The sequence below is a fragment of the Pseudomonas sp. B329 genome, assembly GCF_023127835.1.
Taxonomy (GTDB): Bacteria; Pseudomonadota; Gammaproteobacteria; order Pseudomonadales; family Pseudomonadaceae; genus Aquipseudomonas; species Aquipseudomonas synxantha_A.
Map to the genome: position 1 here is coordinate 33,914 of NZ_SPKP01000001.1, position 21,059 is coordinate 54,972.

At 59.2% G+C, this 21,059-nt stretch carries 17 protein-coding genes; 9 read left to right on the top strand and 8 right to left on the bottom strand.

Going from position 1 to position 21,059, the window contains the following annotated elements:
- Nucleotides 1–109: 109 nt before the first annotated feature.
- Both E4P00_RS00110 and E4P00_RS00115 read left to right on the top strand, forming a co-directional pair.
- Nucleotides 110–4,957, top strand: coding sequence for a DUF6543 domain-containing protein (locus E4P00_RS00110; protein WP_248130465.1), 4,848 nt, complete (start codon nucleotides 110–112; stop codon nucleotides 4,955–4,957).
- A 114-nt stretch (nucleotides 4,958–5,071) separates the two neighbouring features.
- Nucleotides 5,072–5,290, top strand: a complete 219-nt coding sequence (locus E4P00_RS00115; protein ID WP_032875959.1) for a DUF2970 domain-containing protein — start codon at nucleotides 5,072–5,074, stop codon at nucleotides 5,288–5,290.
- Here the strand turns inward: E4P00_RS00115 and E4P00_RS00120 are convergent.
- Nucleotides 5,287–6,354 carry an ABC transporter substrate-binding protein gene (locus tag E4P00_RS00120; protein ID WP_216091543.1) on the bottom strand — a complete coding sequence of 356 codons (1,068 nt, stop codon included), beginning with the start codon at nucleotides 6,352–6,354 and terminating at the stop codon, nucleotides 5,287–5,289. The genes E4P00_RS00115 and E4P00_RS00120 overlap by 4 nt on opposite strands.
- Nucleotides 6,355–6,778: 424 nt before the next feature.
- Between E4P00_RS00120 and E4P00_RS00125 the strand changes: the two genes are divergently transcribed.
- From E4P00_RS00125 to poxB, 3 genes are all read left to right on the top strand, one after another.
- Complete coding sequence (locus E4P00_RS00125) at nucleotides 6,779–8,437, top strand: nitrite/sulfite reductase (RefSeq protein WP_032875965.1); 1,659 nt, start codon at nucleotides 6,779–6,781, stop codon at nucleotides 8,435–8,437.
- Nucleotides 8,421–8,915, top strand: coding sequence for a DUF934 domain-containing protein (locus E4P00_RS00130; RefSeq protein ID WP_005788729.1), 495 nt, complete (start codon nucleotides 8,421–8,423; stop codon nucleotides 8,913–8,915). Before E4P00_RS00125 ends, E4P00_RS00130 begins: the two co-directional genes overlap by 17 nt.
- Nucleotides 8,916–9,233: 318 nt before the next feature.
- The gene (poxB, locus tag E4P00_RS00135) at nucleotides 9,234–10,958 is read left to right on the top strand and encodes a ubiquinone-dependent pyruvate dehydrogenase (protein ID WP_248130466.1); all 1,725 of its coding nucleotides are present in this window, start codon (nucleotides 9,234–9,236) and stop codon (nucleotides 10,956–10,958) included.
- A 51-nt stretch (nucleotides 10,959–11,009) separates the two neighbouring features.
- On the opposite strand, the gene E4P00_RS00140 is transcribed toward poxB, so the two are convergent.
- The gene (locus tag E4P00_RS00140; protein ID WP_005788734.1) at nucleotides 11,010–11,567 is read right to left on the bottom strand and encodes an NAD(P)H-dependent oxidoreductase; all 558 of its coding nucleotides are present in this window, start codon (nucleotides 11,565–11,567) and stop codon (nucleotides 11,010–11,012) included.
- Between the two features lie 227 nt (nucleotides 11,568–11,794).
- On the opposite strand from E4P00_RS00140, the gene E4P00_RS00145 reads away from it, so the two are divergent.
- Complete coding sequence (locus tag E4P00_RS00145; protein ID WP_032875971.1) at nucleotides 11,795–12,031, top strand: hypothetical protein; 237 nt, start codon at nucleotides 11,795–11,797, stop codon at nucleotides 12,029–12,031.
- A 62-nt stretch (nucleotides 12,032–12,093) separates the two neighbouring features.
- Here the strand turns inward: E4P00_RS00145 and E4P00_RS00150 are convergent, their stop codons facing one another.
- Entirely contained in the window at nucleotides 12,094–12,432 is a 339-nt protein-coding gene (locus tag E4P00_RS00150) for a hypothetical protein (protein WP_032880976.1), read from the bottom strand.
- Between the two features lie 183 nt (nucleotides 12,433–12,615).
- Between E4P00_RS00150 and E4P00_RS00155 the strand changes: the two genes are divergently transcribed.
- On the top strand, nucleotides 12,616–13,524 hold the full coding sequence (locus E4P00_RS00155) for a LysR substrate-binding domain-containing protein (RefSeq protein ID WP_032875974.1): 909 nt from the start codon (nucleotides 12,616–12,618) through the stop codon (nucleotides 13,522–13,524).
- Nucleotides 13,525–13,532: 8 nt separating this feature from the next.
- Here E4P00_RS00155 and E4P00_RS00160 read toward each other — a convergent pair whose 3' ends face one another.
- From E4P00_RS00160 to E4P00_RS00180, 5 genes are all read right to left on the bottom strand, one after another.
- A complete protein-coding gene (locus E4P00_RS00160) occupies nucleotides 13,533–14,102 on the bottom strand; it encodes a GNAT family N-acetyltransferase (RefSeq protein ID WP_078821556.1) in 570 nt (189 codons plus the stop codon).
- Between the two features lie 23 nt (nucleotides 14,103–14,125).
- Nucleotides 14,126–16,381, bottom strand: a complete 2,256-nt coding sequence (locus E4P00_RS00165) for an Orn/Lys/Arg decarboxylase N-terminal domain-containing protein (RefSeq protein ID WP_078821517.1) — start codon at nucleotides 16,379–16,381, stop codon at nucleotides 14,126–14,128.
- Nucleotides 16,382–16,486: 105 nt separating this feature from the next.
- Complete coding sequence (gene dnaQ / locus E4P00_RS00170) at nucleotides 16,487–17,227, bottom strand: DNA polymerase III subunit epsilon (RefSeq protein ID WP_164699548.1); 741 nt, start codon at nucleotides 17,225–17,227, stop codon at nucleotides 16,487–16,489.
- Nucleotides 17,228–17,311: 84 nt separating this feature from the next.
- On the bottom strand, nucleotides 17,312–17,764 hold the full coding sequence (gene rnhA / locus E4P00_RS00175; protein ID WP_003173571.1) for a ribonuclease HI: 453 nt from the start codon (nucleotides 17,762–17,764) through the stop codon (nucleotides 17,312–17,314).
- Nucleotides 17,765–17,849: 85 nt separating this feature from the next.
- Nucleotides 17,850–18,608: a methyltransferase domain-containing protein gene (locus E4P00_RS00180; RefSeq protein WP_216091545.1), complete on the bottom strand. Its 759-nt coding sequence runs from the start codon at nucleotides 18,606–18,608 to the stop codon at nucleotides 17,850–17,852.
- Nucleotides 18,609–18,673: 65 nt separating this feature from the next.
- Here E4P00_RS00180 and gloB point away from each other — a divergent pair, with 65 nt between their 5' ends.
- Together gloB and E4P00_RS00190 are read left to right on the top strand one after the other, a co-directional pair.
- Nucleotides 18,674–19,441 carry a hydroxyacylglutathione hydrolase gene (gloB, locus tag E4P00_RS00185; RefSeq protein ID WP_032875982.1) on the top strand — a complete coding sequence of 256 codons (768 nt, stop codon included), beginning with the start codon at nucleotides 18,674–18,676 and terminating at the stop codon, nucleotides 19,439–19,441.
- A 98-nt stretch (nucleotides 19,442–19,539) separates the two neighbouring features.
- Nucleotides 19,540–20,940, top strand: coding sequence for a transglycosylase SLT domain-containing protein (locus E4P00_RS00190; protein WP_216091547.1), 1,401 nt, complete (start codon nucleotides 19,540–19,542; stop codon nucleotides 20,938–20,940).
- Nucleotides 20,941–21,059: the final 119 nt, after the last annotated feature.

Sequence of the window (21,059 nt, forward strand, 5' to 3'; positions counted from 1 at the left end):
GTCGTGCGCGTTCGGGGCGGGGCGCCGGCAGTGGTATTCCTGTACCGCCTGCGGGGTCACCACATTCGATTTCCTGTCGCTTCTCTCAAACAGGTAAAAGGATTTCATCATGCCCACCCCGAGCACCCCCACGACCCTGAGCCAACTGCCCGCCCAGGCCATCCATGCGCATTTCGCTACGCGCCCGGCCTTGTATTCCGTGGTGTTCAATGCCCTGCGCGACCGTATCCTGGAGCGCTATCCGTCGCTCAAGCTGGACTTGGCTACCGTCAAGCTGGCCATCCCGCACCCCGATGGGGTGTACACCTACCGGTCGTTGATGGAAGTTGCCATCGCCCATGTGCTCAACCCACAGCTGCTCGACCTGCAGCCAAAACGCGAGCTGGCGTACTACTTGACGCAACAGATCCCCACGATCCTCAAGCCTGATGCCACGCCGCTGATCGACATGCAGGCAATCGCAAGCATCATTGATGAACTGCCCGAATCGATTCACCTGTATTTCCAGGCTGCGCTGGCCGACTACTGGAGCGAAACCGACAGCCATGGCAGCAGCCGTTGGCAGTGGCTGGGCGAATTTCTCAACGGCCGGATGACGGCAATAGCCGCCAGCCAATCGAGCTTGAACCCGACCCAGCGGGACATGCTCAGGGTCGTCGCTACCTGGCCGGTGCAAGCCGCGCGCCTGCCCCAATCCTCACCCGCCACCTATGTTTATTTGATTGAGAACACATTCACCCATGCCGGCGAACAGGTCAGCCTGCTAACCCCCGACCTGCTGCTGGTGCGCGACAAGCAGGTGCTGCTGTACAGCGTGGCCGGGGATACCCAGGCGTTTGACGGCCTCGATGACTTCGGTGTTGCCTGGGGAGCCAGGATGCAGGCGCGCTTCCAGTTCGACAGCCTTACGTGGCGGCGCAACGAACCGGACGGCAATGTGTTCGAGCAACAGGCCGGCCTGATCCTCAATCAGCAACTGGAAGACCTGGCGACGTTGAAATTTCAGGGCCAGGACGAAAGAACGCTTGAACGACGCCTGGAAAAACTCACCGATCCGGCGCTGCTGTTTACCCAGGTGCCGACAGCCGCTGAGCCGACCTTGCAAAAGGTCAATGAGCAACTGCCGCCATGGCTCGCCCAGGCCAGCGCCACCGACCGTTTTGCCTACCATCGCCACGTACAGGACATGGCGCAGGTGCTGCAACGCAACCAGGGCCGCTCGTTCAACGAGGGCATTGAAAACATCTACGGTTTCAGCCGCGCCGCGCTGCGCAAGCAGATGCAAGCCGATCATGGCGACTGCGACCCTGACGAAGTGGTGCTGGACTTTGCCGTGGCCGCCGGTTATCCAGGCGGCGCCGGTATTATCGAGCATGTGCGCATGTCGCTGACGGAGTTGGCGCTGAAGAACCTGGCCGGCAAACCTAAAGGCACACTGACGCTCTCAGCCAAAGGCTCCCAGGCGCTGCCGACCTGGCTGGACGAAGACTACCTGCTGGGCAGTACCGGGCTGATCCAGCGTGTCGATATCGGCGCCACCTATCCACAAACAGTCAAAGACACCTTGTTGTCCGACACGGTTGACGCGCGCCGCCGGGAAACCCTGTTTACCCGCGAACTCAAGGTCAAGCTGCCGATGCAGGCACTGGAATACAAGATTCGCGGGCAGCATGGCGTCACCGTCACCGGTTATCGCTACGTCAAAGCGTTGATGGGTGAAATGCCCTCGGACCGAATCGTCGACGAACAGGAGATTGTTCTGCGCCCATTGGCCCTGTGCCGCAAGCACGGGGCCGCACCGGATGAAGTCAACAACGCGTTCATTATCGAGCCGCGTGATACGAGTGTCGGCCCGCACCTGCTGTACCAGCCGCTGTATGCCGAGGCCCTGCATGAATACCCGACCCGCCAGGCCTTGCTCGACGCACTGGCCGCGCCCGGTGCGTTGCAAGACACGGTGCTGGCGTGGCTGAGCGACACGGCCCGCCCCATCTATGACCATGGCGGCATCAAGGAACCGCACATCATTCGTTTCCTGCCCGGGGATGAATTCAGCATCCCTGAAAAGCCAGCACCTGCGACGCTCGCCGTCGATGAAGGCGCGGGCGAATGGCTGCAATCGCAAGTCAACGGTCAACTGCTCAATCATCTGTTCGGCAGCACGGCACGGGCCTTGGTCGACCTGGCGGACCGCGAGTCGGTGTCCAACCACGAAAGCCGCTGGGCCGTCGTGATGGAAGGCGCGTGGTTGCTGTTCAATACCCTACTGTTACCGCTGGTACAGGGCCCGGCCATGCTGGCTGGTTGGTTCATGGTGCTGGTCAGCAGCCTGGAGCAGGATCTGGCCGGCCTGGACAGCAACGATCCCACCACCCGTGAGCTGGCCCTGATCGATCTTTTGCTCAACACCGCCATGGTGCTGCTGCACGCCACTGCCCCTTCCGATCGGTCTCGACAGCCGTTGTCGGAGCCCTCCGCGCAGGAGCATGCCCTGCACCTGGAAACGTGGCGACGCCCGGTGGGCCTGCCCGCTGCGCAAGAAGCGCCCATAGTGCGCCATGGCCCAGTATCGCTGCCCGGTGAACCACCGGCGACCGGCCACACGGCCCTGGACTTCGGTCACTCGATTGCCAGCCCTCAAGCCGGCGCGAAGTTGCTCAAGGCGCTGCTCGATGTGCAAGTTCCGTGGCCCACTCCGCTACCCTCCCCTCTAACACACGGTGTTCTCAAAGGGCTGTACTGGATTGACGGCAAGTGGCACGCCAGCATCGGCGGGTTGTTGTTTCAGGCGAACGTGGTGCCGGGTTTCAACGAGGTCTACCTGGTGCATCCGGACCATCCCCAGCATCCCGGCTTCAAGCTGGTCAGCGATGGCCAAGGGCATTGGCGGCTGGACCGGCGTGCCAGGCTGGAGGGTGGCATGCCCAGGGACAGCTTGAGTGGGTGGAAGTCAAAGCGTGACCAGCGTATTCGCACGTTAAAACAAGAATTTGACGCGCTCTTGATAGAGATGAATTCAGAAGTGATCTCTACCGCGGTGTTGGAGTCCATCTTGAATACGACCCGCGCCAATCTGGCCGACCAGGCAACACTTCTGAGAAAGGACTGGCTACTCCTCGGCACCTCAGCCAGCATCCCGCAGCTCCACGCCCAGGTCGCCAGGCGCCACGCGGCCAGGCGAGTCGATACAGCACATGCCAGGGCCCAGTGGGAAACAGCACTCGACAACTACCAACAAAACGGCCGGACATTGATCCCTGTGATGCAACGAATCGAAGCCAAGGCCGATGAACTGATGCAAGCCGACCGCACAGATTCCACACGCAGGCAAACACGAGATAAGGCCACAAGAATCATCTATAGCTACTGGAGTTCGGTCTTTGCGTGTCTGGCGCAAAAAATGGCCGACACTCTGGTAAGCGACAACGGCGAAAACTCCGACGAGCTCGGTGAGCGCGCCAATCGAGAATTACCGGAAAACATCACCCATGCCTACGATGAGTACATCAACACCAAAAAGCGCCAAGTAGCGGCCCTCAATCAAATGATCGAGCCGGCAGAACAGATCGAGACCTTCCTCAAGCAAGCCGACCCTGCACTGCGCCCATTACTGTTGGAAGGAGACCCTTCCGATCAAAACATCTCCTCAGTGGCGATCAAACAGCATGCACTGCTAGTGTTCACTGATTTGGTGTTCAATCGAACCCATCGCCCAATGGGGGTGATGGAGTTTCCGTTCATCCGTGTACTCCACGACCCCCAAATCGTCAGCATTGTGCTCGCACATACAGAAATGCGCACCACCTCAGGCTACTCGACGGTGGAGCAAATCAATGTCCTCAAGGGTGCCCTTGAGCGCTATGAGCAACTGGAGAATGCCGTTAAGTCGTTGTACGAAATGAACTCCGGTTTCGTGCGGGAGGCTTATCGCGTGTCGTACCTGGAACACCTGGGTGAGGCACGTTCAAGCCTTGAGGCGCAACTGGCCAACTTGATCCTCGTTGAAGAAAAGATTGCCCCCAGGCCGGCTCTCGACAAAACCAAACGACAAAAATCCACCACCCGGCGGGTGATCAAAACCGCAGACAAGAAGAGTCTGGTGGGCGACATGCGTACGCACCAGCCCAATGAACCGGGCAATTATGTCGACATTGCCGACCCACTCACCGGCGCAATCATCGCCTCTTACCACGAACATCCCAGCGAAGGCGTTTGGAAAATCGTCAAGCCCGAGAGTGTGCCGGCAAAAACGCCCGCGCCTGTGGTTCGCTCATTGAAAAGAATCAAAGCGGATGCACAAACCATCGAAAACGAGCGAACCAGTATCAATGAACGTATTAGCTTCCAACAGCGCAAACTCCAGGAGCCCAGTCAACGCGAGACAGTCAACCCCAGGGATTGGGAGGAGATGCTGAGTCAACATGCGGCAAAATTTTCAGCATTGGCCAAGGAGCTTGAGAGCGCGACTGGCGAAGAAGCCGCTGCCCTGCGCAAGCGCTACGATGACGCGGCAAAAGCTGCCTCTAAACAGGCTCACAAGGTGTGCGCCGAAGGGTATCTGTTACAGCGCCCCAAAGCCTACAAGGTCGATTATTTACACACACATGGTTTTGTTGATATCAACCTGGTGAAGAAAAAAAAACGTATTCCACTGAAGGCCGGTGACTTTCTCACCGAATATGTCATACGTGACAAACGTAAAATCAAACCAGGAATAAAGTGGGAGGAAGCTAACCTGTGGTACGCGCACTTCCATTACACCTCCGTCGACTCTCCCGTCTCACCGCCTAATTACGGCCACCTGAAGACCCCAGCAGAACGCCTGTTTACGCGCAAAGAACTGATGGAGCGGGACAAGGCCAATAACCGCGTCGTGATCTATCTGGATGACGCACGGATCGATGCGCCGCTTGATCAGAAGCTGTTCCTGCACCTGGAGGTGTACGGTCGTTCTTGATCGTTTCCACTCGTGGGAACGATCAAGAAGCAGGGTTCAGAGGGCTGATACAAGCCAGCCGCGTGCTGCCCAATTGTCTATGCTCTGTAGGACAGCCTTGCGCACGAGGGTTTTATGAACGATCCAGCCAACAACAAGCCGCCAACCTTCTGGCAAATGCTCCACAGCGTCCTGGCAGCGGCCTTTGGTGTTCAGAGCGGCAAGAACCGCACCCGTGACTTTACCCACGGCAAGCCCAGCCACTTTGTGATCCTGGGCCTGCTTTTCACGGCGGTATTTGCCTTGACGTTGTTCGGCATCGTCAAGCTTGTGCTGCACTTGGCCGGGGTTTAACGCAGCAGTAATTGCAGGCTGAACGGGTACCGGTAGGATGCCGGCTTGCCTACGGCCGACAGTGCGCGAAAATCCACCGACGGCGTCGACGCCTGCAACTGTCGCGCCTGGTCGGCATCGATCAGTTGGAACAATGCTTGTTGACGGTCGCGCGTGCCGGTCGCGCCGATATCGATACCCTTGGCATGGTCATTGATCAACACCATCGCCCATCCGCCCAAAGTGAAGTGCCCTGCCACCAAGGTACTCAGGCGCCCATCCAAGCGTGCCCTGAGGATTTCTGGCGAGCTATTGAGCGCACTGAACAACACGTCTTTACCCGGCACCCGCCCGCTGTCTTGCAGGGCCTGCATGGCACCCAGTGCCATTTCATCATTGGCCGACCACACCAATGCGGCCTGCGGGTAGCGTTTGAATAACAGTGTGGCCTGCTCAAAGGCACGCTGGCGGTTCCACTCACCGTAGACAAGCTGACGCAGACGCACTTGGGGGTGCTCGGCCAACGCACGGCGCAAACCTTTTTCACGCAACTGCGCAGCCGGGGTGTTCTTGGCTCCGGAAAACGCCAACAGCTCAAGGGATGCCCCTGGCGCGAGCGGGGCATGGTTGCCTAGCAGGTCGATGAGCATCAGGTAACCGGCCTGCTCATCGTCGGCCACCAGGCTGCCGATCCACTCAGCGTCTTTATGGGCATCCAGCAATTGCACCTGATCGCTGGTCAGTGCGTTATTCACAATCAGTAGCTTGACCCCACTGCCCCGGGCCATGCGCAAGATCGGCGGGGCTACATATTGCTCATTGACCAGCACCAGATAGTCGGGCCGCTGACTGCCCTGCAGCGTCTCACGGGCTTGTGCCAGGGTGTTATCGGCGTTCCGCTCGGAATAGCGCACGCGCAAATCCAGGCCGAGGTCCTTGGCGGCGGCCTGCATGAATTGCGCATAACTGACCCAAAAGGTTTCCGTGGACGAGCCTGGGTTAAGAAAAACCACCGACGCCGCCCGGGCCATCGCCCCGTACGTCGATCCTGCTAACCACATACACGTAATCAGAACCTTCAACATGGTTGTTTCGAGCCTGGAATATTGATCGCCATAATAGTGGCAATGCGACAGCAAATCGAGGCTCAGTCAACGCTCTTTTACTGGTGGCTGACCCAGAACACGGCCGTCCCGACCACCAAGATGATCAGGAACAGAATGGCCCAAGCATCCACGGTACTGTCAGGTTTACGGACTTTGGTGGAATTGCTCATTGCATCGCCTCTTGTCAGTTTTATAGGTGACGGCACTAAGACTCGACCACAGTAAAGACCAGAGTTGCCCCTATGACAAATGTGGGTATGGCGATAACAGTTCTCATTAGTCAGTTTGGTTATTTACATATACCCAAACATCACTTTTGCGCATATACGCAAACTGGTATCGTGCGCCGGCTCCGTTGGGAGTGCGCGGCCGTGCGCGCAGATTTGCCGAGAACAGGACCTATATGTACGTATACGACGAATACGATCAGCGCATCATCGAGGACCGCGTCAAGCAGTTCCGTGATCAGACCCGACGCTACTTAGCAGGTGAACTGAGCGAAGAAGAGTTCCGCCCTCTGCGCCTGCAAAATGGCCTTTATGTTCAGCGCTTTGCGCCGATGCTGCGGGTCGCCGTGCCCTATGGCCAGCTGACTTCGCGCCAGACGCGAATGATGGCCAGGATTGCCCGCGACTTCGACAAAGGCTATGCCCACATCAGTACCCGCCAGAATGTGCAGTTCAACTGGCCGGCCCTGGAAGACGTGCCGGACATCCTGGCTGAACTGGCCACTGTGCAAATGCACGCCATTCAGACCAGCGGTAACTGCCTGCGCAACGTGACCACCGATCAGTTTGCCGGCGTCGCTGCCGACGAGTTGATCGACCCACGGCCGTGGTGCGAGATCGTGCGCCAGTGGACTACCTTCCACCCTGAGTTCGCCTACCTGCCGCGCAAGTTCAAGATCGCCATCAATGGCTCGACCTCGGACCGCGCCGCCATCGAAGTGCACGATATCGGCCTGGAGCCGGTGTACAACGCTGCCGGTGAGCTGGGTTTCCGCGTGCTGGTGGGTGGTGGATTGGGCCGTACCCCGGTGGTCGGCGCGTTCATCAACGAGTTCCTGCCGTGGCAGGACCTGCTGAGTTACCTCGACGCCATCCTGCGGGTCTACAACCGCTACGGCCGTCGTGACAACAAGTACAAAGCCCGGATCAAGATCCTGGTCAAAGCGCTGACCCCTGAGGTGTTTGCCCAGAAAGTCGATGCCGAAATGGAACACCTGCGCGGCGGCCAGACCACCCTGACCGAAGCCGAAGTGCACCGCGTCGCCAAGCATTTTGTCGATCCTGAATATAAAGCCCTGAGCAACCAGGACGCCGAACTGGCCGCCCTTGACCAGCAACACCCAGGTTTCGCCCGCTGGCGCACGCGCAACACCCTGGCGCACAAGAAGCCAGGCTATGTGGCGGTGACCCTGTCGCTCAAGCCCACCGGCGTTGCCCCAGGCGATATCACCGACAAGCAGCTGGACGCCGTTGCCGACCTGGCCGAGCGCTACAGCTTTGGCCAACTGCGTACCTCCCACGAGCAGAACATCATTCTTGCGGACGTCGAGCAGAGCCAACTGTTCACCCTGTGGGGCGAGTTGCGCGAAGGCGGTTTTGCCACGCCGAACATTGGCCTGTTGACCGACATCATCTGCTGCCCGGGCGGCGACTTCTGCTCCCTGGCCAACGCCAAGTCGATCCCGATTGCCGAATCCATCCAGCGCCGTTTCGACGACCTGGACTACCTGTTCGACATCGGCGAGCTGGACCTGAACATCTCCGGTTGCATGAACGCCTGTGGTCACCACCACGTCGGCCACATCGGCATCCTGGGCGTGGACAAGAAAGGCGAAGAATTCTACCAAGTGTCCCTGGGTGGCAGCGCCAGCCGCGATGCGAGCCTGGGCAAGATCCTTGGCCCATCCTTCGCCCAGGAAGCCATGCCCGAGGTGATCGGCAAGCTGATCGACGTCTACATCGAACAGCGCACCGAAGATGAACGTTTCATCGACACCTACCAGCGCATTGGCATCGACCTGTTCAAGGAGCGCGTCTATGCAGCGAATCATTAAGAACAACGAAGTCGTCGACGAAACCTGGCACCTGCTGCCCAAGGACGCGAGCTTCGACGGCATCTCCAACTGCGACGACCTGATCGTGCCGCTGGCCCTGTGGCGCGAACACGGCCATGCGCTCAAGGCCCGTGATGGCGGCCTGGGCGTGTGGCTGGACGCCGATGAAGAAGCCGAGGAAATCGGTGACGACGTGGAACACTTCCAGGTCATCGCCCTGAACTTCCCGGCGTTCACCGATGGCCGCAACTACTCGAACGCCCGCCTGCTACGTGACCGTTATGGCTACAAGGGCGAACTGCGGGCGATTGGCGATGTGCTGCGTGACCAGTTGTTCTACCTGCACCGCTGCGGGTTCGATGCCTTCGCCTTGCGCGCCGACAAAGACCCGTACGAAGCGCTGGAAAGCCTCAAGGATTTCTCGGTGACCTATCAGGCGGCCACTGACGAGCCGCTGCCGCTGTTCCGTCGACGCTGAGTATCAAAATGTGGGAGGGGGCTTGCCCCCGATAACGGAGTACCAGTCAACAGATTCGTTGCCTGATCCACCGCTATCGGGAGCAAGCCCCCTCCCACATTTGGTTCTGCTTGGCTCTGCAAATTTGGGTGGGCAGACCAAGGCCAACGTCGCCCCGTGCATTGCGCTGGTACGTGACCAGTGGTTCACCCCCCGGCGCCCCCGCCAATACCGCGTGGCCATGAAGCAATCTTCACACTATAGGGTGAGCATTCGCTGTAATCGAACTGTCCTCTACTGATCAGCAGTTTTTAACCTCACTGACGACTGGAGTTCCTTATGGCGAAAATCAACCTGGCCCAGCAACTGGCGACCACCCTTGAACAGGCGGGTATCAAGCGCATCTGGGGCCTGACCGGTGACAGTCTCAATGGCCTGACCGACGCACTGCGCAGCATGGACAGTATCGAGTGGATGCATGTGCGCCACGAAGAAGTCGCCGCCTTTGCCGCCGGTGCCGAAGCCGCCGCCACGGGGGAGTTGACGGTGTGTGCCGGCAGTTGCGGGCCGGGCAACCTGCATTTGATCAATGGTTTGTTCGACTGCCATCGCAACCATGTGCCGGTGCTGGCGATTGCTGCGCAAATTCCGTCGTCGGAGATCGGCCTCAACTATTTCCAGGAAACCCATCCCCAGGAACTGTTCAAGGAGTGCAGCCATTTCATCGAGCTGGTGAGCAACCCCGAGCAGATGCCCCAGGTACTGCACCGTGCCATGCGCTCGGCAATCCTCAACCGCGGCGTAGCGGTGGTGGTGATTCCGGGGGATGTGTCGTTGCTTGAAGTGGAAGATAAACTCAAGCCCTGGCCAGCTCTGCACGCACCGCGCACCTTACCGGCTGAGCAGGACTTGCAACGCCTCAGCGAGATCCTTCAGGGCAGTGAAAAGGTCACCCTGCTGTGCGGCAGCGGCTGTGCCGGTGCCCACGACCAAGTCGTAGCGCTGGCCGATGCGCTCGGCGCGCCGGTGGTGCACGCGTTGCGCGGCAAGGAACATGTGGAGTGGGATAACCCGTTTGACGTGGGCATGACCGGCCTGATCGGTTTCAGTTCCGGTTACCACGCCATGCTCGACTGCGACACTTTGATCATGCTCGGCACCGACTTCCCCTACCGCCAGTTCTACCCCACCGATGCCAAGATCATTCAGGTTGATCGCGACCCGCAAGCCCTGGGACGACGCGCCACGCTGGATCTGGGCATCGCCGCCGATGTCAGGGAGACCATCGATGCCCTGCTGCCGCGCCTGACCCGCAAGACCGATCGCAGCTTTCTTGAGACCTCGTTGAAGCACTACGAGAAGGCCCGTCAGGGGCTGGATGACTTGGCGCAACCCTCCAAGGCGAATCGACCGATCCACCCCCAGTACGTCGCACGCTTGCTCAGCGAGCTGGCCGACGATGATGCGATCTTCACCGCCGACGTCGGCTCACCCACGGTGTGGGCGGCGCGTTATTTGAAGATGAATGGCAGACGCCGGCTGATCGGCTCGTTCAATCATGGCTCTATGGCCAACGCCATGCCCCAGGCCATCGGCGCCCAGGCGGCATTCCCTGGGCGCCAGGTGATTTCAATGTCGGGCGATGGCGGGTTTACCATGTTGATGGGGGATTTCATTTCACTGGCGCAGTTGAATCTGCCGGTCAAACTCATTGTGTTCAATAACTCGTCCCTGGGGTTTGTGGCCATGGAAATGAAGGCTGCCGGGTACCTGGACACTGGTACCGAGTTGAAAAACCCGGACTTCGCGGCCATGTCCAATGCCATGGGCATCCTGGGGATTCGTGTGGAGCAATCCGAAGACCTCGAGCCGGCTTTGCGCCGCGCATTGGCCCATGATGGCCCGGTGCTGGTAGACGTGGTGACCGCCACTCAGGAACTGGTGATGCCGCCAAGTATCAAGCTGGAACAGGCCAAAGGGTTCAGCTTGTATATGCTCAAAGCGGTGATGAGTGGGCGCGGGGATGAGGTGATTGAACTGGCCCGGACCAACTGGCTGCGTTAAACGAAAAGGTGGGAGGGGCTTGCTCCTCCCACACCTGAGCGCATTGCCCGATCAAGCCTTCTGTTTTTCTACCCATTTGCCGTAGGCATCGATAAATGCTTGCAAGAATGGTTTGGTCTTTTCCGACACCTTGCCCGCCTCATCGAACACACTGCCCGCCCCACCCAGGTAAGCTTCCGGCTGCTGCATGCACCACACATCCAGGAACACCAGTGACTGGCGCAGGTGATGATTGGCGCCGAAACCACCAATGGCACCCGGCGACACACTGATGATCGCACCAGGCTTGCCGCTCCAGGCGCTTTGCCCATATGGACGAGAACCTACGTCGATAGCGTTCTTCAACGCTGCCGGTACGGAGCGGTTGTATTCCGGGGTCACGAACAGCACCGCGTCGGATGAACTCACCTGTTGGCGGAAAGTACTGTAGGCTGCGGGCGGTGTTGCACCGTCGATGTCCTCGTTGTAGAGCGGCAAGTCGCCGATTTCAACAATGTTCAACTTGAGATTGGCAGGCGCCAGCTCGGCCAAGGCCAGGGCGACCTTGCGGTTGATCGACGCTTTTCTCAAGCTGCCCACCAGGACGGCAATCGTGTAGACCTTGCTCATTGAGGTTTCCCGACTTCTGAATAAAGGAGCTTGTAGTTATAAAGGCTTAGCGGCGTGTTCACCAGAGGGTTTCGATGATTACCGGGGCGTTTTCCTTGCAGTAACCTGCGTAGGAAGTGTCTGAAAATATCAGCGAATAGTATTTTTTTCTTATAGGTAAACTACCCCGCTCCCTGACGGTCTACAGAACCGCAAATCGAGCGTTTATCTCCAGAGGTTCTAAACAGATGGCAGCAGTACTAGTCGGACAGTTCCATGCCAGAGACGCGGAAGGCCGCGTATATTCGGTGCATGAGTTCCAGGAATCCAACCCGGCGCAAGGCGACCTGGCTGGCTCGACGCCCACCACCACCTACAAGCTGGCCATTGGCGACCGTGTAGAGAAACTGGAAGGCGATGAATTCAAACTGATCCAGTCGGGGACCATTCTCGTCCGCGAATCGAAAACTACCCTGGCATCATAAGGCTCCCCGTTTGTACACCCGCTCAGTCCTGGCCATCGATGGCGTTGACTGGGCCGGGGCCATCAAGGACTGCGGATCTGCGTCACTTCGATGCCCTGCTCACTTTGTTTGAGCGTCACCACCAGTTGCCCTCTCTCCCCCTCCACCGCGTACATCGAGCGCTTGTAGCCCGACCGGTTGGACGCGGGGTACGCCTCCACTTGCTTGATCAAGGTAACCGCCAACACAGTGCCGACCTGCTCGTTCACTTTTTCCTGGGAACGGATGAACGTTTCAAGTGCAAGGCCTTCGGATGGGTGTTCCGTGGGGTCGTTGAAGAGGTAAGCCGCCACGCATCCCACGGTCACAAGAACCACGAGTTGCTTGGCCGTCACCCCGAAGAACGTCGAGGGTAGAGGCATTTGAGACCAGACCTGTTTTTTGTTGTAAGTACCGGCAAGCCGGCATTGGTCGTTGCTGATCAGACGCACCATTCTAATGAGGTCATGGCCGAGCGCCATAGGCCGGGGCGACCCGCGCAGTCTTTTTTGCGCCTGAGGGCTTGCACCATTGAATACCCATCGCGCTGCACATAGACTCCGGCCATGCGTTTACGTCATATCGAAGTGATTCAGGCCATCTTGCAAACCGGACACCTGGGCACGGCCGCCGAATGGTTGCAACTCTCTGTGGGTGAAGTAGACGCAATCCTGAAGGACGCCGAGTTGCAGCTGGGGTTCATGCTGTTTGCCAGCGTGCGCGGTCGGCTCCAGGCAACACGGGAAACGCTGGAGTTGCAGACGCACATTGCCCAACTGTACGAAGCCTTTGAGCCAGTACAGCGATTGGCCAGCCGTTTGAAACACCATCACGCTCCAACCCTGCGTGCCCTTTGCACCCCGCCCCTGGCCAACCAGCTGTTGCCGCACAGCATCGCCGTGCTGCGCAGACGTTTCCAGGATACGCCGTGCAATCTGTCGAGCCAGCCGACCCGGGATATCGTCAGGAGCCTGCTGCTGCACGAAGCGGATGTGGGCCTGAGCCTGCATGACCCGGAACATGCGCAAATCCAAAGCACGGTGCTGGCCCAGGGCAAGCTGCAATTGCTCGCGCCCCATGGCTGGCTCAAACCCAGGCAGAAGTACATTGCGCTGCAAGACCTGGCCGGGCAGTCGCTGATCGGGCTTGAGGGGCATGACCCGCTCAGCCGCCTGCTGGATGCCAAGCTGCAAGCCCTGCGCCCGCTGCCGGTGGTGCAAACGCGGGTGCAGACGTACCAGATGATGCGCAGTATGGTCGAGGCCGGAGAAGGCTTGGCGATTGTCGACCCCTTTACCGCCTTTGGTGCAAGGGAGGCCGGGCTGGATGTATGCCCGGTGTCGCCCCCCATACTGGTCAGCCTCTATGCACTGACCCTGAAGGACGGTGCGACATCACCAGCCTTGAATGCGCTGCTGGAAATAGTCACCCAGAAAGCCGAAAGCCTGGCTTGCAACGACACCAAACCCTTGTAGAAGCGAGTTCAGACTGCTTCCACCTCGGTCTTGAACAACCGATACCAGAAAATCGCCACCTCGCGTGTTTGTGGATCAATCCCGCGATAACGCAGTTGGTCTATCCCGCCCATCACGTACCCGCAGCGCTCATACAGGCGGCAGGCACCCAGATTATTGTTCTGGGTTTCCAGCATCATGCCCGGTAGGTTTTTCTTGCGCGCCCAGAACTGCGCCACATCCAGCAGCGCCTTGGCCACGCCATGGCGTCGCGCCGGCAACACCACGGCCAACTCATCAACATGCGCAAAACCGTTCCAGTTGGTGCTGACCACAATGTGCCCTACCGCACGGTCATCCAGGTAGGCCATGAAGATCGCACTGTCGGCGGCATCGCGAAAGCTGGCGAACTCTTCCGGGTCGATGCCATAGCATTTGCGATACGGCAGGACGCGCTCAACCGGCCATTGCTCGACGCGCTGGCCCATCTGCGGTATGCCATAGGCGCTGACCTCGAAGCTGAAGTCATTGCCCCATACGTATGCGTCGAAGCCTTCGTCGGCGACGCGCACACTGAGCCCTGGGTACTTCGGGTTCATCACAGCTTGCTGCATAAACATTCTTAACCCTTGATGCAATCGACGGTGTAACGACGGCCACTGCCGTCATCTTCGTGTTGCAGCCCATGAACATCGGCGACAAAACCGGGGAAACTGCTATCGAACGTGCGGGCAAATGCCAGGTAGTCGATGATTGACCGCGTTGATTCGGTAAAGCGCTCGCCGGGCATGATCAATGGAATGCCCGGTGGATAAGGCACCAGCATTACGGCTGCGATGCGTCCTGGCAAGGCATCGATGGATACCGCTTCAACTTCGCCCCTGACCAGTTGGTCGTAGGCATCGGCGGGTTTCATCGCAATCTGCGGCAATACCGTGTACATGCGCTTGAGATGCTTGGCGGTGGCGTTGCTACGGTAACAGCTGTGCAACTGGTCGCAAAGATCGCGCAGGCCCAAGCCCTGATAACGTATCGGCCCCTGGGCGTACACCGAGGGCAAGCAACTGGCCAGGCTGACGTTGGCATCGTAACTGCGCTTGAACTCCAGCAACTCGGTGAGCAAGGTGCTCCACTTGCCTTTGGTGATCCCCATGGAAAACAACACGAGGAACGAATAAAGCCCGGTTTTTTCCACCACGAGGCCGCGCTCCCAGAGAAACTTGCTGACCACCGCGGCGGGAATCCCACAATCGCTCAAGGCGCCACCTGCATTGAGGCCAGGCATCACCAGGGTGACTTTGATCGGGTCCAGCAAGACATAATCTTCAGCCACATCGCCAAAGCCGTGCCAATCATCCTGGGGATGCAATAGCCAGTCCGCCGTGGCAACGCGGTCGATACCCGCCACCGACTGTGGCTGCCAGATCGAAAACCACCAATCCTCGGCAGCAATATGCTGGCGCAGATTGGCCAGCGCGCGGCGGAAACTCAGGGCCTCGTCGAACATTTCCTGCAACAGCGAGCGCCCGGCGGGGCCTTCCATCATCGCCGAAGCGACATCCAGCGAAGCGATGATGCTGTATTGCGGTGAAGTCGAGATGTGCATCATGAAGGCTTCGTTGAAACGGTCACGGTCCAGCTGCCGTGCGCCGCCATCCTGCACATGAATCATCGATGCCTGGCTGAATGCGGCCAGCAGTTTGTGGGTGGAGTGGGTGGTAAATACCAGCGGGCTGTCCGGTGTGCGCGAGGTGCCCATGCCATAGCGCCCGGCGAAAAACTCGTGAAATGCCGCATAGGCATACCAGGCTTCATCGAAGTGCAGCACCTCTACGCTATTACCCAATTGCTGCTTGATCAGTTCGGCGTTGTAGCACAGGCCGTCGTAGGTGGAATTGGTCACCACCGCCAGCTTCACCTTGGGTGGCCGGCCATATGCCAACGGGCTGGCGTCGATCTTGGCGCGGATTGACTCGGGGCTGAATTCGCTCAGGGGGATCGGGCCGATGATCCCCAGTTCGTTGCGCTCCGGGCACAGGTACAGCGGGATAGCGCCGGTCATGATGATCGAGTGCAACACCGATTTGTGGCAGTTGCGGTCCACCAACACCAGGTCGTCGCGACCGACCATGGAATGCCAGACGATCTTGTTGGCGGTGGAGGTGCCATTGATGACGAAGAACGTATGGTCGGCGCCAAAGTTGCGCGCGGCGCGGGCCTCGGCTTCGGCCAGGGGCCCGGTATGATCGAGCAGCGAGCCCAGTTCAGGGACAGAAACAGACAAGTCCGAGCGCAGGGTGTTCTCCCCGAAGAACTGGTGAAACGCCTGCCCCACCGGGCTTTTACGATACGCCACGCCACCGCCATGGCCAGGGGTGTGCCAGGAATAATTGGAATCGGCGGTGTGCTGCACCAAGGCCTTGAAGAACGGCGGTAACAGGCCGTCCAGGTAAGTGCGTGCAGAGCGGGCGACCTGGCGCGCCAGGAACGGCACGGTGTCTTCGAACAGATAAAGAATGCCGCGTAGCTGGTTAAGCTCGCTCATCGCATCGGCCGGCGCGTTTTCCAGGGTGACTTGCTCACCCAGGGCAAAGATCGGCAGGTTGGGTGCCCTCACCCGCGCCAGGCGGATTAGCTCGACCATGTTTTGCAGCAGGTGGGTATTTTCCCCGGCGCCTTCTGCTGCGATCAACATGCACGCCAAACCGTGATGGGTGGAAGCCACCAACCGCCCTTCGGCGTAGTCCACCGCAGAAAATATACTGAAGCCCTCTTGTTCCAACTCCCTGGCGATGCCTCGAACCCGGTCACCGGCAACGGTGTCGGCCTTGATGTCACGGTGCACGATAAGAATAGGGAACTTGAGGTCTTTGTACATGAGCGCTCTTACTCCGGAGGGCTTTGCACTCAGGGTAGAAGCTGGAAGCGAATGTGGCGAATGAAGATTTGGCAGCCCATCAAGATCAACTGCACTGCCCCGTGCTTATTGTTGTGTCAATTGAGTCCACAACGCCGGCGCACCCGCCGCCTTGGCAATCGCTTCCAACCGCGCCACGTGCTCGGCCAGGTCCTGCTCGCTGGCGCGGATGATCGGCGTAGGCTTGCGATCGGCCGGCAGGCGGCGGATTTCCGAAGGGCGATTGCCGGAGCCTTCTGCCGAGCCGCTGCCATCAGAGGCATTACCAGCCAGGGACAGGCTGGTTTGCCCGCCGGTCATAGTCAGGTAAACGTCGGCCAGGATCTCGGAGTCGAGCAAGGCGCCGTGCAGTTCACGGCCGGAGTTATCGACACCATAACGCTTGCACAAGGCATCCAGGCTGTTGCGTTGGCCCGGGTGACGCTCACGGGCCATCATCAAGGTATCGAGGATCGTGCAGTGCTGGGAAATGTCCGCACGGTCCGTCTGCCCCATCAGGGCAAATTCGTTGTTGATGAAGCCGATGTCGAACGCCGCGTTATGGATGATCAACTGGGCGCCGTTGATGAACTCGAAGAACTCATCAGCGACTTCGGCAAAGCGTGGCTTGCCCTTGAGGAATTCATCGGTGATGCCGTGGACGCCGATCGCGCCTTCGTCACTGTCACGGTCCGGTTGCAGGTAAACGTGGAAGTGGCGGCCGGTCAGCCGGCGCCCCATCAGTTCGACGCAACCGATTTCGATGATCCGGTGACCATCGGTCACCGGCATGCCGGTGGTTTCGGTATCGAGTACAACAGATCGGATGGCCATCAGGGTTCAGCTCTCAACGGTGTGGTGTGCAATGTGATGTGGTGAATCAAAGGGCGCGATGTTAACACGTGAGCTGATTCAGCTCTGCTTGTAGCCGCGCACTTCATCCACGCCACGATTGGCCAACTGGTCGGCGCGTTCGTTGCCAGGGTGGCCGATGTGCCCACGCACCCATTTCCAGGTGATGTCGTGACGGTTGCATTGCTCGTCGAGCAACTGCCACAAGTCAGCATTCTTGACCGGCTCCTTGGCCGCCGTCTTCCAACCGCGCTTCTTCCAGTTGACCATCCACTCGTTGATGCCCTTCATCACGTATTGCGAGTCGGTCACCAGCAGCACGTTGCAGCGCCGCTTGAGTTCTTCCAGGCCACGAATAGCGCCCATCAGCTCCATGCGGTTATTGGTGGTGTTGGCTTCACCGCCCCACAGTTCCTTCTCCACGCCCTTGCACACCAGCAAGGCGCCCCAACCGCCAGGGCCGGGATTGCCCTTGCAGGCGCCATCGGTGAAGAGTTCTACGCTATCGGTCATCGGTTGTATCCATCAAAACGGGCTGGCGGTAATCGACCGACAGTATCCCGAGGCCGGACAAACCGGCCTGAAATCAAAAAAGGGTTCAGCGTTCGCTTTGCTTGCGGTTGACCTTGGCCATCGGCATCGGCACGAGCTTGCCAATGGGCTGGCGCGCAACCTGACGCACCGGCCGCAAACCGACCACGATCTTGCGCGCTACCAGTAGATAGAAGCCGCCGCCGGATAATTGCCAGGTACCTGCACGGCGTTCCCAGCCCGCCAGGCGGCCCTGCCACTTGGCTGTCGCAAGCGGCGGACGATAGCACCCGAAGCGACGTTTCTCCAGCGCAAAGCCCAGCAGGTTCAGCCAGTCTCCCACCCGCGATGGCGAGATGCAGCGCGCCTGACGCAGGCCATCACGGGCGAACACACGGCGCAAGCCCCAACTGCTCCAGGGGTTGATACCGACAATCAGCAAATGGCCACCTGGGCGCACGCTGCTCGCGGCTTCGCGCAGCAACCCATGGGGCGACAGGCAGAAATCCAGGCCATGCTGCAGCACCACCACATCAGCGGCGTGCTCGCTCAAGGGCCAGGCCTGTTCCTCACAGACGATTTCCACCCCCGGCAGCGGCGCGCCCAGGCGAACATTGCGTTGCACCTGGGGCGCCGAAGGCGGCGTCTGGGCCGAGGGGCCGTAATGCACCAGATAGCCGCCAAAGAACCGGCCCAGCTCGTCGTCGAGCATACGCCGCTCTTCGTCCAGCAGAAATTGTCCAATCGGCCCGGACAACCATTCGCGGGCCGCGCTGATCAGGGCCAGCCACTCAGGATCGGCCTGGGCGAACGCTTTATCAGTCATTGCATTCTCCAACTCGCCTAGACGTTCTAAGATGCACCAATGTGTTCAGCTTGGCGAATCGAAGAATGATACAGATCAGTGCCCTACCCGCCTTCACCGACAACTACATCTGGTTGTTACAAGACCCTTCCACCCTGCGCTGCGCCGTGGTCGACCCCGGCGATGCCGCGCCGGTGCTGGCCTGGCTCAAGCAGAACACCGAGTGGACCCTCAGCGACATTCTGGTCACCCACCATCACCATGATCATGTGGGCGGTGTCGAGCAACTGAAAAATATTACCGGCGCCAAGGTCTACGGCCCGGCCAATGAAAAGATTCCGGCGCGGGATGTAGCCCTGCACGACAATGACCGCATCAACGTGCTGGGCTGGGACTTCGACGTGTACGCCGTGCCGGGGCACACGCTGGGGCATATCGCCTTTTACCATCAGGGCGTGTTGTTGTGTGGCGATACGCTGTTCGCTGCCGGTTGCGGCCGCCTGTTCGAGGGCACGCCGGAGCAGATGCATGCCTCCCTGCAGCGCCTGGCTGCCCTGCCTGCCGATACACTTGTGTACTGCACCCATGAATACACACAAAGCAACCTCAAGTTTGCCCAGGCCGTTGAACCGGACAACATCGATATCGCCGAACGGGTGGAAAATGTTGCCCAACTTCGCGCCCGTGGCGAGATCACGCTGCCTTCGAGCCTGGCGCTGGAAAAACTCACGAATCCCTTTTTGCGCACCGCTGAAACATCCGTTAAACAAAAAGCGGACGAACGGAACGGCCGCGATAACCGCTCTGGGGCCGAGGTGTTTGCTAGCTTGAGGGCTTGGAAAGATAAGTTCTAAGAGGATGCAATCTGATACGTAATTTCTGAATGGTTGACCGGAACCAAAGCGCTTTCTAGAATCGCCCGACATTTTTGCCCGGAACTTACTTCCAGCCAATGTCGTCATCTATTCGTAAATCCATTTCTTCAGACGCATTGACCCGCCTGGCTCAAGCCGTGGCGGTGGCCGTTTCCGCAACTCTGGCGGGCTGCCAATCGACCAATTACGCTGCACAATCCACCGTGCAACCCAAACCCAATCTTGCTGCCAAGATCAAGCAAAAACCTATTTGGCTATCAGAGAAGCCCAGCCCCGAAGTACCCCAGGATGTCTGGGAACGCATGCGTCGGGGCTTTCAATTGCAGGACGGTGTCGGCGTCAACCCACGCATCGAGCAACAGCGTCTGTGGTTCGCCAGCAACCCGTCCTTTCTGGAGAACGCCGGTGAACGCGGCAGCCTCTACATTCATTACATCGTCGAACGCCTTGAAGAACGCAACATGCCTCTGGAGCTGGCCCTGCTGCCAGTGATTGAAAGTGCCTACAACCCGATGGCTTATTCGCGCAGCGATGCGGTCGGCTTGTGGCAGTTCATTCCCTCCACCGGGCGCTACTTCAACCTGCGCCAGACCCGTGCCTACGACGGCCGCCGCGACATTACCGCCTCCACCACCGCCGCCCTGGACTATCTGACACGTCTGCATGACATGTTCAACGGCGACTGGCTGCTGGCATTGGCGGCTTATAACGCCGGCGAAGGTACGGTCAGCCGGGCGATCGAGCGCAACGAAAAGCTCGGCCTGCCTACCGATTACTGGAACCTGCCCCTGCCCCAGGAAACCAAGGACTATGTGCCCAAGTTCCTGGCCCTGTCCCAGGTGGTTCTGGCGCCAGAGGCCTACGGCGTCAACCTGAACCCGATTGCCAACACGCCGTACTTCGAAGTGGTTGAAGTCAAGCAAAGCATGGACCTGTCACGGGTTGCCGCGTTGGCCGAAATCGACGAAGACGAACTGTTCCAGCTCAACCCGGCCCTGAAACAACGCACCACCCTGGACGGCCCCCAGCATTTGCTGGTGCCGACCTCCAAGGCGCAGCTGCTCACCAGCACCCTTTCGACGATGAAGCCGGAAGAATTGCTGAGCATGCGCCCCAAGAAGCCGGTGTTCGACGAAGTCGAGACCAAGTCGGTGGCCGGGCGTACCCGCAGCTACAAGGTGCGCAGTGGCGATAACCTTACCTTGATCGCCAAGGCCAACAAGGTCGACGTGCATGACCTGCAACGCTGGAACAAGCTCAACGGCCAGGCACTCAAGGTCGGCCAGACCCTGGTGATGCAGGACACCCGCAAGGCCGCAGCGAAAAAACCGGTGCAGTACAAGGTCAAGAAAGGCGACTCGTTGTACATGGTCGCCAAGCGTTTCAACGTTGAGATGCAACATCTCAAGCGTTGGAACCCGCGCACCGGCCAGGCGTTAAAGCCAGGGCAGATGCTGGTGGTTTCCGGGCCAAGATAAAGCCCTCAAGAACACCGGAGGCTAATGTGAGAGGGGGCTTGCTCCCGATAGCAGTGGGTCAGTCAGCCTATGTATTGGCTGACATGCCGCTATCGGGAGCAAGCCCCCTCCCACATTGG

Excerpts from the sequence above, each read along its gene's own strand:
- E4P00_RS00110 (WP_248130465.1), top strand. The coding sequence starts at position 110 with ATGCCCACCCCGAGCACCCCCACGACCCTGAGCCAACTGCCCGCCCAG.
- E4P00_RS00115 (WP_032875959.1), top strand. The coding sequence starts at position 5,072 with ATGAACGATCCAGCCAACAACAAGCCGCCAACCTTCTGGCAAATGCTC.
- E4P00_RS00120 (WP_216091543.1), bottom strand. The coding sequence starts at position 6,354 with ATGTTGAAGGTTCTGATTACGTGTATGTGGTTAGCAGGATCGACGTAC.
- E4P00_RS00125 (WP_032875965.1), top strand. The coding sequence starts at position 6,779 with ATGTACGTATACGACGAATACGATCAGCGCATCATCGAGGACCGCGTC.
- E4P00_RS00130 (WP_005788729.1), top strand. The coding sequence starts at position 8,421 with ATGCAGCGAATCATTAAGAACAACGAAGTCGTCGACGAAACCTGGCAC.
- poxB (WP_248130466.1), top strand. The coding sequence starts at position 9,234 with ATGGCGAAAATCAACCTGGCCCAGCAACTGGCGACCACCCTTGAACAG.
- E4P00_RS00140 (WP_005788734.1), bottom strand. The coding sequence starts at position 11,567 with ATGAGCAAGGTCTACACGATTGCCGTCCTGGTGGGCAGCTTGAGAAAA.
- E4P00_RS00145 (WP_032875971.1), top strand. The coding sequence starts at position 11,795 with ATGGCAGCAGTACTAGTCGGACAGTTCCATGCCAGAGACGCGGAAGGC.
- E4P00_RS00150 (WP_032880976.1), bottom strand. The coding sequence starts at position 12,432 with ATGCCTCTACCCTCGACGTTCTTCGGGGTGACGGCCAAGCAACTCGTG.
- E4P00_RS00155 (WP_032875974.1), top strand. The coding sequence starts at position 12,616 with ATGCGTTTACGTCATATCGAAGTGATTCAGGCCATCTTGCAAACCGGA.
- E4P00_RS00160 (WP_078821556.1), bottom strand. The coding sequence starts at position 14,102 with ATGAACCCGAAGTACCCAGGGCTCAGTGTGCGCGTCGCCGACGAAGGC.
- E4P00_RS00165 (WP_078821517.1), bottom strand. The coding sequence starts at position 16,381 with ATGTACAAAGACCTCAAGTTCCCTATTCTTATCGTGCACCGTGACATC.
- rnhA (WP_003173571.1), bottom strand. The coding sequence starts at position 17,764 with ATGACCGATAGCGTAGAACTCTTCACCGATGGCGCCTGCAAGGGCAAT.
- E4P00_RS00180 (WP_216091545.1), bottom strand. The coding sequence starts at position 18,608 with ATGACTGATAAAGCGTTCGCCCAGGCCGATCCTGAGTGGCTGGCCCTG.
- gloB (WP_032875982.1), top strand. The coding sequence starts at position 18,674 with ATGATACAGATCAGTGCCCTACCCGCCTTCACCGACAACTACATCTGG.
- E4P00_RS00190 (WP_216091547.1), top strand. The coding sequence starts at position 19,540 with ATGTCGTCATCTATTCGTAAATCCATTTCTTCAGACGCATTGACCCGC.